This window comes from Bacteroidota bacterium, assembly GCA_039821555.1.
Taxonomy (GTDB): Bacteria; Bacteroidota; Rhodothermia; order Rhodothermales; family Rubricoccaceae; genus JBCBEX01.
This window is the reverse complement of sequence record JBCBNX010000001.1, coordinates 149,146-165,306: the sequence shown is the minus strand read 5'-3', so window position 1 is coordinate 165,306 and position 16,161 is coordinate 149,146. Positions and strand designations below refer to the sequence as shown.

Genomic DNA, 16,161 nt, shown 5'->3' with positions numbered 1-16,161 from the left:
GCGTGGGCTGCGGGGCTAGCTCCGCGTGAGTTGCCGGTGGCGCACGCGCTTCGACGGGTCGGCGGCGTCGCCGAGGCGGGCGCGGCGGTCCTCCTCATATTCGGAATAGTTGCCCGGGTACCAGCGCGGCTCGATGGTGCCGTCGGGCTGCTCCTCGAACGAGAGGATGTGCGTCGCCACGCGGTCGAGGAACCAGCGGTCGTGCGAGATCACGACGGCGCAGCCCGCGAAGTTGAGGAGCGCCTCTTCGAGCGCCCGCAGCGTGTTCACGTCGAGGTCGTTGGTCGGCTCGTCAAGCAGCAGCACGTTGGCCCCCTCCTTCAGCGTCGCTGCGAGGTGTAGGCGGCCGCGCTCACCGCCGGAAAGCTCCGTGGTCTTCTTCTGCTGGTCTTGCCCGGCGAAGTTGAAGCGGCCGACGTAGGCTCGCGCGTTGACCTCGCGGGTGCCGAGTTGCACGAAGTCGCCGCCGCCGGTGATGGCCTCGAAGACGGTCGCGTTGGGGTCAAGCGGGCGGTTTTGGTCGACGTAGCCGAGTTCGACGGTCTGGCCGACGGTGAACGTGCCTGCGTCGGGATCTTCCTGCTCGGTGATCATGCGGAAGAGCGTCGTCTTGCCCGCGCCGTTCGGTCCGACGATGCCGACGATGCCTCCGGGCGGGAGGCTAAACGAGAGGTCGTCGTAGAGCGTGCGGTCGCCGTAGGCCTTCGCGACACCCTTCGCCTCGATCACCACGTCGCCGAGGCGCGGACCGGGCGGGATATAGATCTCCAGCTCAGCCTGACGTTTCTCCTGCTCCTCGGAAAGCATGCGCTCGTAGTTGGCGATGCGCGCCTTGCTCTTGGCGCGGCGGCCTTTCGGGTTCTGGCGCACCCACTCCAGTTCCTGCGCGAGCACCTTCTGGCGCTTCGACGCCTGCTTCTCTTCGGTGGCGAGGCGTGCATGCTTCTGCTCCAGCCACGACGAGTAGTTGCCCTCGAACGGGATCCCGCGTCCGCGGTCGAGTTCGAGGATCCACCCTGCGACGTTGTCGAGGAAGTACCGGTCGTGCGTGACGGCGATGACGGTGCCGGGGTAGCGGTCGAGGTGCCCTTCGAGCCAGGCGACGGACTCGGCGTCGAGGTGGTTGGTCGGCTCGTCGAGCAGCAGCACGTCGGGCTGCTGTAGGAGGAGGCGGACGAGGGCCACGCGGCGGCGCTCCCCGCCCGAGAGCACCTCGATCTTAGTGTCGCCGGGCGGGCAGTGCAGCGCGCCCATCGCCATGTCGAGCTTCGAGTCGATGTCCCAGGCGTCCATCTGGTCGATCTTCTCCTGGATCCTCGCCTGCTCCTCCATGATGGCGTCGAAGTCGGCGTCGGGCTCAGCGAACTTAGCGCTGACCTCTTCATAGGCCTTCATCAGCCCGACGGCCTCGGCGGCCCCTTCTTCCACGATCTCGCGGACGGTCCGGTTGGGGTCCAGTTCGGGCTCCTGCGAGAGGTAGCCGAAGGTGATGCCCTTTTCGGCCTGGATTTTCCCCTCGTAGTTCTCGTCCTCGCCTGCGATGAGGCGGAGCAGCGTCGACTTGCCCGCGCCGTTGAGGCCGAGCACGCCGATCTTGGCGCCGTAGTAGAACGAGAGGTAAATGTCCTTGAGGACGTGTTGGCCGGGGCGGTGGGCTTTACTCACGCCGACCATCGAGAAGATGATCTTCTTGTCGCTCACGAGAAGGCGGGGTTGTGTGCAGAGGGACGAGCCACACAAGGTAGCTCGAACAGCCGTGGAGCCGCGTCGAATACGGCACAGCCTGGGGCGAGCGCTGAACCTTCCGCTACCTCATTGCCTCATGCCTCTTCACGCATCCCGTCCACCCCGCGCGAAGAAGGCACGTAGTTCCGCCAGCGTACCAGGCTCAGCGGGTGTGTCGCGCACCACGCGGCCGTCGGCCATGACGAGGACCCGCGTGCACACGTCAACGACGTTGTCGAGATCGTGGCTGGACACGAGGACGGTGGCTCCCCGGTCCCGCTCGGCCCGGAGGAGCCCTTCTAGGTGGATGCGCGCGCCCGGATCGAGGTTCGCGAACGGCTCGTCGAGCACGAGCAGATCGGGCCGGCACAGCAGGGCCGCGACGATGCCGACCTTGCCCGCATTGCCGAGCGACAGATCGCGCACCAACACGCCTGGCTTGGCGACCGTCGGCCCTAGAAAGTCGGCGTAGGCCTCCGCGCGACGGTCGGCCTCAGCCGCGCTCAGCCCATAGCTCCCGCCAACGAGGCGGAAAAGCTCGCCGGGCCGCAGGTAACCGATCAAAAAGCTCGGGTCGAGGAAGGCGCTCACACGGGGCTTCCAGGCCGTCGTCTGGCTGACCACCATGCCATCGAGCGTGACCGAACCGGCCGTCGGACGGATGAGGTCGAGGACGAGCCGTAACAGCGTCGTCTTGCCCGCTCCATTGTTGCCGACGAGCCCGACTGTTTCGCCGGGTGCCACGTTGAGACGGTCGAGGCGCAAGGCTTCGGTCGCCCCGTACGTTTTCACTAGGTCTGAGGCGATGACCTCGACGCCACGAACCGGCGGCCCAGTGCCGCGTGGTCCCGCCAGTGCATACGCCGCGGGCCTGGGACTGGGGTTCTCGGTATCGGTAAGAACGTCGGCAGTTTGCGTGACCATCGGTATTGGAAGCGAAACGAGAGCAGTCGTCAGAGGACGGAGCGGAATCGGTTGGCGACAGCGTAGCGTTGCCGCGTGACCCGTGCCACGATGCCGCGCTGCCAGAGCGGGAGGACCAGCACGCCGATCGCGCCGAGTCCACCCATGGCTGCGAGTCCTACCTCGGGACCCATCAACACGTAGGGAGCCACGCCCATGCCGCTGGCTATTGCGAGGACGACCTGGGGGAGCAGCGCGTGGACGCGGGGACTGTTCATGAACTGGTCGTCCACATCGATGGGCTTCGGAGCCAGCGTGGAGCCTACCACGGCAACGGGCGCGAAGACGCCCGCGCCGAAGAGCACGGCGCACGCGAGCGGGCCGAGCACGCCTGGATCGACCGCGAGCATGGGCACGGCCAGTAGCACTCCGAGCACCACTACCGACCCGACGCCCAGTGCCAGTTTCGCCCGAACGAATGCCGAGAGCGCCCCGGGCAGCGTCAGAAGGCGGTCGTAGTGTTTGCTCGCAAACGGGAGGGCAAACTGCCCCGCCGAGATCGCCACCGTGGCCGTCGCGAAGAGCAGCATCGGCGCGGTAGGCGCGTCCGCGAGGAGGACGGCGCCAGCAAGTCCAACCGTCATCGCCACAGCGTTGAGTAGGATACCGCGTGGGTAGCGCGTGCGCCGCACGAGCCTCCATTCGAGGTCGAGGAACGCGCGGACACCTGGTTGCTCGAAGCCACGCAACGGGGCTGCTTCCTTACTCCGCTTCGCTTTCGTGGGCAGATCGAGGTAGAGGGCGTCCCGGAGGGTGCGATACGCGTAGCCGTTGATGAACACCGCTACGGCGCACAACATCGCGCTGGACACGAGGGCGTGGGGCCCAAGAATACCTCCTAGGCCGAGCTGAGCCGCTGCCATCGCGCAGAGCGTGCCGCCGACGACGGTCACGGTTTCCCGAGGCGCCACACCCAGTCGGGTCTTCCAGACCACCACAGCCCCGTGCGAAACGGCGATGCAGGCCGCCATGCCTAGCACAAACACGAGGGCCGCCTCACTGCCGTCGGTGTTGCGCACGGTTCGGAGCGCAAAGGGCACCACGAACGCGAGCGGTGCTGCGTTGAAGACGGTCACCGCCGAGCGGACCATCACGGCCCGCGCCACCTGAGGCCGCGACACGGGGAGCATCAGGAATGCTTCTATGCCCCGTGTGGGTACATCTTGGAAGAGGACACGGCCCATCGTGAGCATCACCAGGGCGGGCACGAGTGCGCGTTCCACAGCAACACGGGCCGAGAGCTCTGGGGCCCAGACCGAGAGCGTATCGGGGATCAGGAACCCGAGCGCCGCCGCTGTCAGCACGGCGTAGGCCACGCCGAGCGCGCGCAGGCTCGCTAGGACTAGGCGGCCCGAGCGGAACGGAGCACGCCAGAACGCGAGCGCCTGAAGGCGGAGAAGGGTACGAAACACGGCGGCGGCTTCCTGTTGGACCAACTACACCGGTATCGGCACCCGCTTGCCCAGATTTAGCCCCGACTGCCCTGGCCACCCTCCTCGTTCTTCGTGCCCGCCGCAGCCTTTGACCCACTCGTCCCGTAGAGGGCGGCATGCTCATCTCCTCGCTCGCCTTGCGCCTGTCTCCTTTGCTGACGTTCACTGCGTTTCTGCTCATTGCAACAGGCTGCGACGAGACCGACTCACCACCCCGGAATCTGCCGGTCCCGCCTCACGAAGCGTATCGGGATGCCTTGCTTGAGGCCGGACTCGGCTCGTCCTTGCTCGTACAACGCTGGCTTGACGCGGCCGAGGCCGCCCTCCTCGCCGACGATAGCAGCCCGCTTCCCTCGGCCCCGGGCCTGTCGTTTGGTTCAGCAGAACCGACAGCCTGGAGTGCCCGCCTTGACCTGAAGCGCGGCGAGGTGCTCCGCCTCGAAATCGTCCCAGTCCTGGATACCGACTCGGCGCGCGTGTTTGCCGACCTCTTCTTCGTCCCGCCCGCCGATTCGCTCCCGGTGTCGCAGCGGCTCTGGTCCGATGTCGCGTGGACGTACGCCGACTCGGCAGGGGCATCGCAGTCCGACACACTACGCTTGGAGCGACGTGCTCGGCGCGACGAAGCGCTGATGCTCCGCATCCAACCCGAGTTGCTTGCCCGTGGAACGGTAGCGGTGCGACTCGAAACGGCTCCGTCGCTGGGCTTCCCCGTGGCTTCGGTGAACGAACGGGCTATCCGCAGCCTGTGGGGCGCTCCGCGCGACGGTGGTGCCCGCCGTCACGAGGGCGTGGACATCTTCGCCCCCCGTGGCACGCCCGTGGTGGCATCGATGCATGGCCGCATCACGCGGGTTCAGGAGACCCCGCTGGGCGGTCGCGTCGTGTGGCTGCGCACCCGTGTCGGCTCGCTCTACTACGCGCACCTCGAAAGACAACTCGTGCAACGTGGCGAGCGTGTACAACCCGGCGACACGCTCGGCACGGTAGGCAACACAGGAAACGCGCGCACCACGCCGCCCCACCTGCATTTCGGCATCTACACGGGCGCAGGGGCCGTCGACCCTTATCCATACATCGTAGGGCGGCGTTCTTCCCCGCGAACCACTACACCGTAGCCCCAACGGAAACGATACCGTAGCCCCAACGGAAACCATACCGTAGCCCCAACGGAACCACTACACCGTAGCCCCAACGACTGCGGGCATGCCCCCCAAGGACGCATGCCCGCTCCGCCATCATCATGTGGGGCGCTAGTTGGTGCCCTCGGTCCCGGTGCGCGGGGCGAGAGAAAAGGGCTTGCGCGGGAGCTTCTCGTCGCGCTCTGCCGTGTGGTAGGCGAAGGTTGCGATCAGGGCTGCTGCCTGCTCCAGGTCGTCCTCAATGAGGTGATCGTAGGTGTCCATGGAGCCGTGCCAGGTTTGCTTGAAGTAGGCAATGCCATCCTGGATAAACTGGAAGCCTGGTAGGCCCACGCCGTCGAATGCCTGGTGGTCGGTGCCACCCGTGTTCGAGATGGTGAGCGTCTGCGCGCTCTCGTCGTCGAAGGCATCGAGCCAGGCACGGAAGAGCGGGCCAACGCCAGGGTTGTTCTGCTGATAGACGCCCCGGATGCGTCCGGTGCCGTTGTCGAGGTTGTAGTAGGCCGAGAAGTTGTCGTAGTCCGGCTTCGTGCCGACGACAGACCGGCCCTCCATCTCGGCAAAGTGGTCGGCAACGTAGCCGCGGGAACCATAGAGCCCCTGCTCCTCTCCTGTCCAGAGCGCGATTCGGATCGTGCGGCGCGGGCCCTCACCACGCTCGTCGTAGTATGCTTTAAGCAGACGCCCGACTTCCATGGCGACAGCCGTGCCGGAGCCATTGTCCGTAGCCCCTGTGCCGCCGTGCCACGCGTCGATGTGCGCACCTACCATCACGATCTCGTCGCCGATCACGGGGTCGGTACCACGGATCTCGGCAATCACGTTGTGTTCGGTGAGGTCTTCGTCGTAGAACGACGCCTCGAATTCAATGTCGACGGAGACATTCTGGTCGGCTTCGACGAGGCGGAGGAGGCGGTTGTAGTGCTCGTCCATGAGCACGAACTGCGGGATTGTCTCAGCGCCTACGTCCCACGGATTCGGGCGATCGTACCACGCGACGGAAGCGGGCGCCGGGACGCGGGCCGACATCACGCGGATGGAACCCGTGCCCCCGAGGTTCGACGGCTCCAGGATAGCCATCGGCGCTTCGCTGAGCACGAACACGAGTTGCTCCGCGCGGAAGCGGTAGCGGGCCAGTTGCTCGGCAGAGTAGGTACGCCCGCCTCCAGGACCCCCGGCAGCATTGGCCATCTTGAGCAGCCCCTCGGCATCACGCCGCACCGCGACCGGCTCGAAGCCGACCTCGATGTCACTCCGGCTGCCCATCAGGACAACCTTGCCCGCGAGCGTCCCCCGGTAGGCTTCCATCTCGTCGCGGTTCTCAGGGTTGAAGACGACAACCTCGCCTTGGGCGTCTCCGATGCTGGGGCTCCAAGCTTTCGGCAAGGCAAAGACAGGCATCGTTTGCGCGGCGACGTCCGGACCGTCGATGCGGGCCTGCATGGTGAAGCGCTCGATCTGCCAGCCGCGACCAAACTCGCCCCACGGCTCCTGCTCAGCCTCATAGCCCCACGACGCGAAGCGACCCTCCGCCCAGTCTAGAGCGGCGGCGAGTTCGGGCGAGGCGGTGAGCCGGCCCCCGTGCATGTCGGTGAGCCAGAGCGCGTGGTCCATGACCTGACCGCGCTCGGTGGCTTCGGTCTTGAAAAACGAAACAGCGGTGGTGTCAACAGGCTCTGGAGCCGTGACGGCAGGCTGGGCAAGCGCGAGGGGCGCTGCCACCGCCAGAGCGATGAGAAGCAGGCGATGCATGGTGTTGATTGGACTGTACAGAATGCGCGTGAGCGTTCGCACCGCCTGTCCGGACGGCAGAACGGGCCATGTACGTGAGATCGCGAGTTGCGGGCACTACGCTACCGTACCGGGCAGGCAGGGCACTTCGCAGGAATCTCTCCTGGCGTGCCGAGCCTGGCTCCAAGATTGTCCTGCGGGGACCTATTTGCGCGTGATCTCGATCTCGACGCGGCGGTTCGCTTGCCGCCCCTCAGCCATGTCGTCTGAGCCTACAGGGTCGCTATTGGCGTGCCCGACCATCTCAATCTGGCTACGTGGAACGCCCTGGTAGACTAGGCGCTGCCAGACACAGTGGGCGCGGAGTTGGGAGAGCGTCATCGAGCCACGTGGGTTTGGCCCCGTGTACGTTTCGCTCTCCATTCCATCGATGTGCCCGTGAATCGTCGCGCGGACGTTCGGGAAGCGCTTCAGAATCTCACCGACGAGGAAAGCCTGCTCGGCTCCGCTCGCGTCGATGGGGTGATCGCCTGAGGGGTAGTTGACGCGGGAGAACACGAACGAGCGCCCGGCAGGCTCGCTGCCATTGAGGTAGGCGAGCAGCTGTGCTTCCATCGAGCCTGGCGTGAGCGTGTAGTTGTCGAGGTCGAATCCGGAGGCCGCCGCACGAGGCACGACCGCGCCCGACACGTCAGGCGCGCTCGGCACCGCAGCAGCAGGCTCCGGCTCCGGCACGGGGGCTGGCGCAGGCTCCGGTTCGGGCGCTGGCGCAGGTTCGGGCACTGGCGCAGGTTCGGAAGTCGGCTCAGGGGCAGGCTCAGGCGTTGGCTCATCGGCGGCGGTCGCCGTCGTATCGATGCCCATACCGAGTTCAGCGGTGGTGGTGTCGACCTCCATCGAGTCGGCGGGCAGCGGGAGCGGAACCGCATCGGTGCTGCCCTCGGCCGCATCGCCATCGACGATGCCACTCGACTCTTCCCCGGAAACATCACCACACCCGGCGCACCCACGCAGGAACCACAGCAGCAGGAACAGCAGCAGAAGGGCGAGCAAGAGCGGCAGGAGCCACTTCATGCAGCCGCCGCCAGCCGCCGCACCACTCGTCGCGCCCGCTGCGGCTCCTGAGACTCCTCCTCCTCCGGCAGCAGCCACCGGCGTGACACGCTCGCGCGGGGCAGGCGCAGAAGATGCTGCTGCTGCAGTGCCACCAACGGCAGCAGCACCGGCTAGCGGGACCGCAGCGGCCCCGGTCTCCTCGTCGTCGTCTTCACTCAGCGGCACGCCTGCCACGCCAGCGCCAGTCCTGGCACTGAGACCCGTTGCCACAGCGCCGGCTACGGCGCTATCGCCGTCGGCGCTCTCAGTCTCCTCAGCTTCGTCGTCGCCCCCGGACAGGGCGGCTCCGGCGAGTCCCAGTGCGGCCGCGCCGAGAGCCCCACCTACTGCTTCACGCGGATCAGCGCGGACCGTAAAGGACTCCGTATCCGTTCTCGTACGCGTTTGATCTGCCAGGACAATGCCATACTGGTCGGCGAACGTCGGAGCTTGGCGGCGCAGAAACGCCATCGCTGCGAGCGCGGCGGCGGCACTCGGGAAGACGCGGCTGCGAGCAATCTCGCGGCGGTTGCCCGCTCGGAGGATGAAAAAGTGTTCCCCGTTCTCTTCCTTGAGTTCGTAGCGTCCCTCCTCCCCGGCGTTGCGGATCACGGCCTTGATGCCGTTGTCACGCGAAGAGCGGCCCGAATAACCCTGACTGAACAGAATGGGCTGGCCGCCCTCGTCGTTGAACAGGAAGACGAATTGGCCGGGACCTGCGCGGTAGGCGTCGAAGCCGGGTTCGTTGGTGGTACTGGTGAGCGTGAAGTCGTAGTCGTTGGCGTCAGAGCCGCCGCCGCGCCGCCTTGTCGTCTTCACATCCTGGTAGGCGGCTGGCGCGTAGCCTTGGAGGTAGCCTATCGCGGCGGTCATCGCGGCCGCCGAGGTGAACGCCCGGCTGCGGGCGATCTCCATGCCGTTGCGCGCCTTCACGATGAAGTAGGTCTGCCCACCCTCCTCAACCGTCTCGTAGCGCGAGTCGCGGCCCGCGGCTTCGAGCACCGAGCGCATGCGTTTGTTGCGCGGCCCGGCGGTGGCGTAATGACGCGTAAAGAGCAAGGGCTGGCCGTCGCCGTCGTTGACGACATAGTAGTACTCGCCGCCGTCTTCGAACGATTGTCCGCCCGTTGCCCGGCTCGCTCCGATGGCGTCGAAGTCGTAGTAGCTGGCGGGATCGACCTCGCGCATGGAGCGGAACGCGAGCGGCACCGACGCCGCGTCCGTCGTGGTGGTGGTGATCGTGACCTCGTAGTCGTCGCTGCGAGCGGCGCCTTCGAGGAGGGCGGCACCCAAGGCGTTTGCCTCGGTCTCACTCGCGGACGCTGGGCTCTCGGCCAGCACGCCGCCGTCCGCGTCGTAGACGCGTTGGATGTAGCCTGCGTCCGACTGGACGGCATCGTAGCCCTCGGCCTCTTCGATGGCATCCACCGTGGCCTGCACCGCATTCACGACAGCTTCTCGGTCGGCAAAGGGGCGGCTGGTCAGGAGGAGGCGGTCCTCGTCGCGCAGTTCGAAGACGAACTGCGCATCGGCACGTTGGCGGATTTCGAAGCGCATGAGGGCGGTATAGGCAGTGGGATGGTGGTATCCCCCAAACCTAGTGCTCCCGCCACAAAAATCGAAGCGGTGTTGGACTTAGCCCAACGATTGTGCGATTTCAAGCCAGACCGAGTTCCAATTGGGCCGAGCTAGGTCGATTCGGCGGAGCCGATGTCCGCAGGGTCGCCCTCCCGCGCAAGCGTTCTGTTCCAAAAGAAGACCATCGGAGCGAGCCCAAGGAAGCCAACGAGCGCCATCGCCGCGTTGATGAACGTAAGCTGTACCTGCTGGCGCTGGTACGGGACGAGCACCACCTGCTCGCTACCCGCTGTCATCACGATGTCCATCGTCTCTGGATCGCGCGCCTCCACGTCCTTGAGGAACGTGAGCGGCAACTCGACGGCGAGGCTCTCGGGCTGTGTCGCCTCCGGCGGTGTGGCCACGAGGCGTAGTTCGCCGTACGTGATCTCGGCACGTTCACGGGTGAAGACCTCGACGACCTCGGCGCTGACGGTGGTTCCCTCCCGCAGCACTTCCAGTTGCTCCATGCCAGCGCGCACGAGTGAGACGCAGATCGTCAGCAGCAGGAGCGGCAGCACCCACAGCGCACGAGCGAAGAGGCGGTTGGAGAGGATGTTCATGGGGTAGGCTGTCAGCGGTGGGCAATCGGCTTGCGGCTTCCTGTATGCCCACCCACGACCCCGGTGCCACCTCCACGGCTTTTTCAGCCTTGTGCTCCAGCATCTCAGTGGTCCAGCACTTCGGAGAGGCGGCGAATCCCACCGAAGCCCTGGACCACCGAACCACTGAGGAACACCGGCTAGGCTAGGTACAAATACGGCTTCCACGCATCGTCAAGCGACCCGAGGAAGTCGCGGATGAACATGACGTGGCTTGGGCGGAACGGCTTGCGCGCGAGCGGCATCTCCGCCTCGTCAGGCGTGCGGTTGCCCTTGCGGTTGTTACAGTCCACGCAGGCCGTCGCAAGGTTTTCCCACGTGTCCTTACCCCCACGCGACTTTGGCAGTACGTGGTCGATGGTGAGCTTGTCGCGGCGGCCGCAGTACTGACACGTGTGACGGTCGCGGCGCATCACGTTCTTGCGCGAGAGCAGGATGCGCTTGTAGGGCACACGGACGTAGACGCGCAGCCGGACGATGCTTGGGCACGGAAACTTGCTGCGCGCGGACCGCAGCGACATGCCCGAACGCACCTCGACGAGTTCGGCCTTTTGCAGCATCACGAGCACGACAGCGCGCTGGACGCTGCACACCGAGATGGCGCGGTAGTCGGCGTTGAGCACCAGGACGTGCCCGCCGAGAACGGTCGCGGATGAGAGCGTGCTACTCATCGCCGTGTCCCCATCGAAGGCCTCGCGAGCGGCGAGGGCGTGCAGGACCGACGTGGTCGAGAGCGGGAGCGAAGACGTAGAGGTCTGAGAAGAGTGGGCCTCCATCGTTAGAACGGGTGGGTTTGCGGAAGATACCGTCGGGTTGCCCCGTGGCAAGGGTCCGCGTGGATTATCAGAAGGTTAGCTAGCGGCGCGGTCGGGCAAAAAAAGACGCCCTCCGCACCGAGTCGTGCGGGGGGCGTCGCAAGCTGAGTGCGTCGCGCTTACTCCGTCGCGTCAGGCGCGGCGGGTTCCCACACTTGGGTACGTCCGAGCAACGAGATACCGAGATACCCCCGGACTTCGAGGTGGCCGTCGTCGTTGAGTTCCATCTTGGCCTTGTAGCGCTTGCCGCTCTTCGGGTCGGTGATGCGGCCTCCGGTATACTCACCGTCGCCGTCGTCGTCGGACATGCCGGTCAGGATGACGACGCCATCGAGTTCGAGTCCATCGAAACCCTCGGCGCAGTCGATGCAAAGCTGGTCAGTGTTGCCTTCTTCGCCGATGAGCGTGATGATGCGGCCGTTGAGCTTGCCATCGGCCTCGTAGACCTCGACGATGGACTTTTTGCGACCGTCCTCGTCATCGATGGTGTACCAGCGGCCAACCGGCGACTGGGCGAGCGCGGGGAGCGAGACGCCGAAGGCGAGCGCGGCGAGGAGCAGTGCGCGGAAAGAGAAACGCATGGGGGTGTTCGGTGGTGTCGAGAAGTCGAGGGAGCGCGTGGAGAACGCTGTCCCGCCGCAATCTAGTACGCGCGGCGGTCCGTCTCCAAGCAAGCCGCCCGCCCGTGCTCGAAAGCAACACGCGCCGCATGTCTCAGCATGGGCTCCATGTTCACCCTGCCACAAACCTATTCTCCAGCACCGGTCGCGCACCGCGAGCAAGGCTAGCGATGGATGGTCCACTTCTGCCGCTGGTCGGGCGCCGGGATGCGCCGCGCCCACCTCGGGCGCCGGATCGCGTTGACGAAGAACGTCGTCCCGTCGTAGCCCGCCCGGTACCACTGCCGCGTGTTGCGCGACTGGTAGTAGTCCACGTACGACGCCAGGCGCGTCGAGGCGACGAGTTGGTCGGCGAGCATTGCCTTGACGTGCCCCAGGAGGGCTTCGTGCTTGCGGTCGCCCGCCACGAGCAGACCCATGCCCTCCGGTCCGTTGCGGTCAAGCACCATGAGCGGGATGGAGTCGTTGACGACGAACCAGTATTCGAACTGGACGAACTCGCTGCCGCCGTACTGCTCTTGCTCCACCGCCGCAGCGTTGCGGGTCGGCGTACCGTATTGCATGGCTAAGCGCCCGCGCAGGTACAGCGTGGCCACCGAGTCCATTGGCGTGGGTAGCGATGTCGACATCCAATACGCTTCGATGTTTTGATCGAGGAACTCGCCTTGCTCGTGCGGCTCCACTTTGCGGAAGCGCACCTCCGTAAGGGGGGGTAGTGCCGCTAGCGAGTCTTCGATGGCCTGCAGCGAGTCTGCGACGCGCTGCGCCCGCGCGATCCGCTCCGCTGCGATCCACCCCGTCACCTCGTCTTCGTGAAGCTCCGGCGCGTCGATGGACACGGGCTCTGCCGAGGCTCCTTTCTCGTCGAGCACCTCGATCACACGCGCGCGCTCTCGTTGCTTCTGGAGGACCTTCACCACATCCTGCGCGGCTAGCGGCGTGGCTAAACCAACGGCAAAGATAGCAGCTAGAACACAGCGTCCCGAGAACGGCATGAGCAGAGAGAACAGCATGGTGGTGGAAGGTCGAGCGCGCTTCGGATGCCTACGGAGCACCCACCCATGTGGTCCCGCAAAACTCCGTCCATTCTCGACCGAAGGCAAGCCTCTGGAGTGCAAACGTAGCGCTGGGTACGCGCGTACGGACACCAACCAGACGAGCCGCACTCAACACTACACGCATGGGCTCGCTAGAGCACACGCCAGGCGTCACTCGTCTCCCATGGAGAGCACGGCGAGGAAGGCCTCCTGCGGCACGTCCACCGAGCCGACCTGCTTCATGCGCTTCTTGCCCGCTTTCTGCTTTTCGAGCAGCTTGCGCTTGCGCGAAATGTCGCCGCCGTAGCAGCGCGCGGTCACGTCCTTGCGGAGCGCCTTCACGGTCTCGCGCGCAATCACCTTGTTGCCGATGGCCGCCTGGATCGCCACGTCGAAAAGCTGGCGCGGGATGAGCTCGCGGAGCTTCTGGCCGAGCTTGCGGCCCATGTGGTAGGCCTTGTCGCGGTGGACGATGGTCGACAGTGCATCGACGGCGTCGCCGTTGAGGAGCACGTCGAGCTTGACGAGGTTCGAGGGGCGCTCGCCGATGAACTCGTAGTCGAAGCTCGCATACCCGCGCGAGAACGACTTCAGGCGGTCGTAGAAGTCGAAAACGATCTCGGCTAGCGGGAGGTTGTACTGCAGGCCGACGCGCTCCTCGTCGAAATACTGCGTGTTGATGTACTCCCCGCGGCGCTCCTGGCAGAGCTGCATCAGCGGGCCGATGTAGTCGGTCGGCGTGATGATCTCGGCCTTGACATACGGCTCGCGAATCTCGTCGATGCGGCCTGTCTCCGGCATCTCGGACGGGTTTTCGACCATCTCCTCCGTGCCGTCGGTCAGCGCCACCGTGTAACGCACGTTGGGGAGCGTCGTGATGATATCGAGGTCGAACTCGCGGTCGAGGCGCTCTTGGACGATCTCCATGTGGAGCATGCCGAGGAAACCGACGCGGAAGCCGAAGCCGAGCGCGGCGGACGTCTCAGGCTCGTAGCGGAGCGCTGCGTCGGAGAGTTGGAGCTTGTCGAGCGACGCGCGGAGGTCTTCGAAATCGGCGGAGTCGGTCGGGTAGATGCCCGAGAAGACCATCGGCTTGACGTCGCGGTAGCCGGGCAGCGGCTTCTCGGCGCCCTTGCGGCTGTGCGTGACCGTGTCGCCCACGCGGGTGTCCTGCACGTCCTTCACGCTGCCGACGATATAGCCGACCTCGCCGGGGACGAGCGTCTTCACGGGCGTCCGCCCGAGCGTCAGGTGGCCGATCTCCTCGGCGTTGTAGCGGGCGTCCGTCGCCATGAACGTGATGCCGTCGCCGTCGCGGATCGTGCCTTCGACTACGCGGACGTAGACGACGGAGCCCCGGTAGGTGTCGAACGCCGAGTCAAAGATGAGGGCTTGCAGCGGCGCCTCGGGATCGCCCTTCGGGGGCGGCACGCGCTCGATGATGCGCTCCAGCACCGCCGGGACGCCCTCCCCCGTCTTGGCGCTCACGTGTAGCACGTCGTCCGGGTCGCCGCCGATGAGGTCCGTGATCGACTTGGCCACGAGTTCGGGCCGGGCACTCGGCAGGTCGACCTTATTGAGGACCGGGATAATCTCCAGGTCGGCGTCGAGCGCGAGGTAGAGGTTCGAGATCGTCTGCGCCTCGATGCCCTGCGCGGCGTCGACGACGAGGATCGCGCCCTCGCAGGCCTGCAGCGCCCGGCTGACCTCATAGGTGAAGTCGACGTGCCCCGGCGTGTCGATCAAGTTGACCACGTAATCCTGGCCATCCTCCGCCGTGTAGTTCATGCGGATGGCGTGGCTCTTGATCGTGATGCCGCGCTCGCGCTCGAGGTCCATCGAGTCGAGGACCTGGTCCTGCATCTCGCGCTGGGTGAGCGTGCCCGTGGCTTCGAGCAGCCGGTCGGCCAGCGTCGACTTGCCGTGGTCGATGTGGGCAATGATGCAGAAGTTGCGGATGCGGGACTGATCCACGAGGCTAGAGACAGGCAAACGGAGAAAACGCGGGGTCCGAAAGATATCTCGGACCGCCGGACGGAGCCTCGTATCTACGATGTGAACCGAGGGAAGTTTGCGGCCTATCCCTTCCTTCTCTGAAGCCCTGCTGTCTGCGAGATCACTGCACAATCATCCGCCGTATCACGGCGTCGGTTCCAACTTGCAGCCTCAGTACATAAAGGCCAGCCGGCTGCGCTGCCCGGTCCCACCGTACTGCGTGCCTGCCCGTCGCGTGCATGCCTTCGGCGAGTCGGGCGACGGTCCGCCCCAATGCATCGTAGACCGTGAGCGTTGCCTCAGCCGGTGCATCCAACGCGTACGTGATCTGCGCCGCGTCCGCGATGGGGTTCGGATAGTGCTGCAATTCAAGGCCCATGTCCCGCGCGTCCGGTTCAGTGGAGACGGCCCCGTCGAGCGTGATCATGCGGATGCGGTTGACGGCGCCGATGTACTCACTGACGTAGAGCGTGTCCCCCGTGACGGAGGCGGCGATGCCGTTGGGGCTGCTAAACGTGGCCTCGGCAGCGGGGCCATCCTGTCGACCGTTTTCGCCACTACCGGCGAGTACGCGGCCGGTGCCGTCGCGCTCGAAGACGTGGATCTGGTTGGCCCCGAGATGGGTCGCGTAGAGCCGTCCGTTGGACCAAACAAGGTGCCCGATCGTGAAGGGCGCCGTCACGGGCAACGAGGCAAAGAGCGACTGCGTGCCGTCGGGCGTCATTTTGACGATAAGGCCATCGAAGATGTTGGCCGCATAGAGGTTACCCTCGTCGTCGAAGTCGAGCCCGACAGGGGCCGCGAGCAAGCCGCCTGCCGAGAACACGGAGACGGTGCCGTCGGGCGTGATCTTCGTGATGCTATCGCCGTTGCCGTTGGTGCTCGGATCGTTGCTCACGATGCCGAATTGCGAGACGTAGAGGTTGCCCTCGGCGTCAGCCACGATGTCGCTCGGCCCAGCGGGGACGACTGCGAACTCCGTGACATCGCCCGTGGGCGTGACACGGCTCACGGTGCCGTTCTGCGTATTGAGCGGCGTGAACTCGGTCACGTAGTAGTTGCCGTCCGGCGCGCGGGTCAGGTGAATCGGCCCAGTCAGCCCTGTGGCGAATACGCTCAGCCCACCCGCTGGCTCGACGCTGTAGACATTGGTCCCGATGAAGCCGCCGACGGCGAAAAGCTCGCCGGTGACCTCGTCCACATAGAGCCCGTCCATCGTTTGGGACGAGCGGAAAGAGATGCTGCTCACGGTCTGAGCGAGCGCGGCCGGAGCGAGAAAAACGAGGAGAAGCAGGAGACGCATAGTGGTCACTACGTAGGTGGTCGAGCATGAGCGCGGGCCACCTCGGCCCCACGCGCCGCGCAACGTAGGCGACTCACTCCCCA

Annotated in this window: 12 protein-coding genes; 1 reads left to right on the top strand and 11 read right to left on the bottom strand. The window is 65.7% G+C overall.

From position 1 onward, the window contains the following. Positions 1-15: 15 nt before the first annotated feature. The 3 genes from ettA to AAFU51_00660 form a co-directional block, all read right to left on the bottom strand. Positions 16-1,701: an energy-dependent translational throttle protein EttA gene (ettA, locus tag AAFU51_00670; protein MEO1569758.1), complete on the bottom strand. Its 1,686-nt coding sequence runs from the start codon at positions 1,699-1,701 to the stop codon at positions 16-18. A 129-nt stretch (positions 1,702-1,830) separates the two neighbouring features. Beyond that, positions 1,831-2,649: an ABC transporter ATP-binding protein gene (locus tag AAFU51_00665; GenBank protein MEO1569757.1), complete on the bottom strand. Its 819-nt coding sequence runs from the start codon at positions 2,647-2,649 to the stop codon at positions 1,831-1,833. A 29-nt stretch (positions 2,650-2,678) separates the two neighbouring features. After that, positions 2,679-4,100: a DUF5687 family protein gene (locus tag AAFU51_00660; GenBank protein MEO1569756.1), complete on the bottom strand. Its 1,422-nt coding sequence runs from the start codon at positions 4,098-4,100 to the stop codon at positions 2,679-2,681. Positions 4,101-4,237: 137 nt separating this feature from the next. Here AAFU51_00660 and AAFU51_00655 point away from each other — a divergent pair, with 137 nt between their 5' ends. Continuing rightward, a complete protein-coding gene (locus tag AAFU51_00655; GenBank protein ID MEO1569755.1) occupies positions 4,238-5,239 on the top strand; it encodes a M23 family metallopeptidase in 1,002 nt (333 codons plus the stop codon). Between the two features lie 135 nt (positions 5,240-5,374). Here the strand turns inward: AAFU51_00655 and AAFU51_00650 are convergent, their stop codons facing one another. The 8 genes from AAFU51_00650 to AAFU51_00615 form a co-directional block, all read right to left on the bottom strand. Beyond that, positions 5,375-7,015: a M28 family peptidase gene (locus tag AAFU51_00650; protein ID MEO1569754.1), complete on the bottom strand. Its 1,641-nt coding sequence runs from the start codon at positions 7,013-7,015 to the stop codon at positions 5,375-5,377. A gap of 183 nt (positions 7,016-7,198) precedes the next feature. Next, positions 7,199-9,646 carry a DUF1508 domain-containing protein gene (locus tag AAFU51_00645; GenBank protein ID MEO1569753.1) on the bottom strand — a complete coding sequence of 816 codons (2,448 nt, stop codon included), beginning with the start codon at positions 9,644-9,646 and terminating at the stop codon, positions 7,199-7,201. A gap of 131 nt (positions 9,647-9,777) precedes the next feature. Continuing rightward, positions 9,778-10,269 (bottom strand): hypothetical protein, encoded by a 492-nt coding sequence (locus tag AAFU51_00640; GenBank protein ID MEO1569752.1) that lies wholly within the window; start codon positions 10,267-10,269, stop codon positions 9,778-9,780. A gap of 179 nt (positions 10,270-10,448) precedes the next feature. Further along, the gene (locus AAFU51_00635; GenBank protein ID MEO1569751.1) at positions 10,449-11,084 is read right to left on the bottom strand and encodes an HNH endonuclease; all 636 of its coding nucleotides are present in this window, start codon (positions 11,082-11,084) and stop codon (positions 10,449-10,451) included. A gap of 158 nt (positions 11,085-11,242) precedes the next feature. Next, positions 11,243-11,704 (bottom strand): DUF2147 domain-containing protein, encoded by a 462-nt coding sequence (locus AAFU51_00630; GenBank protein MEO1569750.1) that lies wholly within the window; start codon positions 11,702-11,704, stop codon positions 11,243-11,245. Between the two features lie 203 nt (positions 11,705-11,907). Further along, positions 11,908-12,756, bottom strand: a complete 849-nt coding sequence (locus AAFU51_00625; protein MEO1569749.1) for a hypothetical protein — start codon at positions 12,754-12,756, stop codon at positions 11,908-11,910. 195 nt (positions 12,757-12,951) lie between these two features. Then, on the bottom strand, positions 12,952-14,772 hold the full coding sequence (gene lepA / locus AAFU51_00620) for a translation elongation factor 4 (GenBank protein ID MEO1569748.1): 1,821 nt from the start codon (positions 14,770-14,772) through the stop codon (positions 12,952-12,954). 124 nt (positions 14,773-14,896) lie between these two features. Further along, on the bottom strand, positions 14,897-16,078 hold the full coding sequence (locus AAFU51_00615) for a T9SS type A sorting domain-containing protein (GenBank protein MEO1569747.1): 1,182 nt from the start codon (positions 16,076-16,078) through the stop codon (positions 14,897-14,899). Positions 16,079-16,161: the final 83 nt, after the last annotated feature.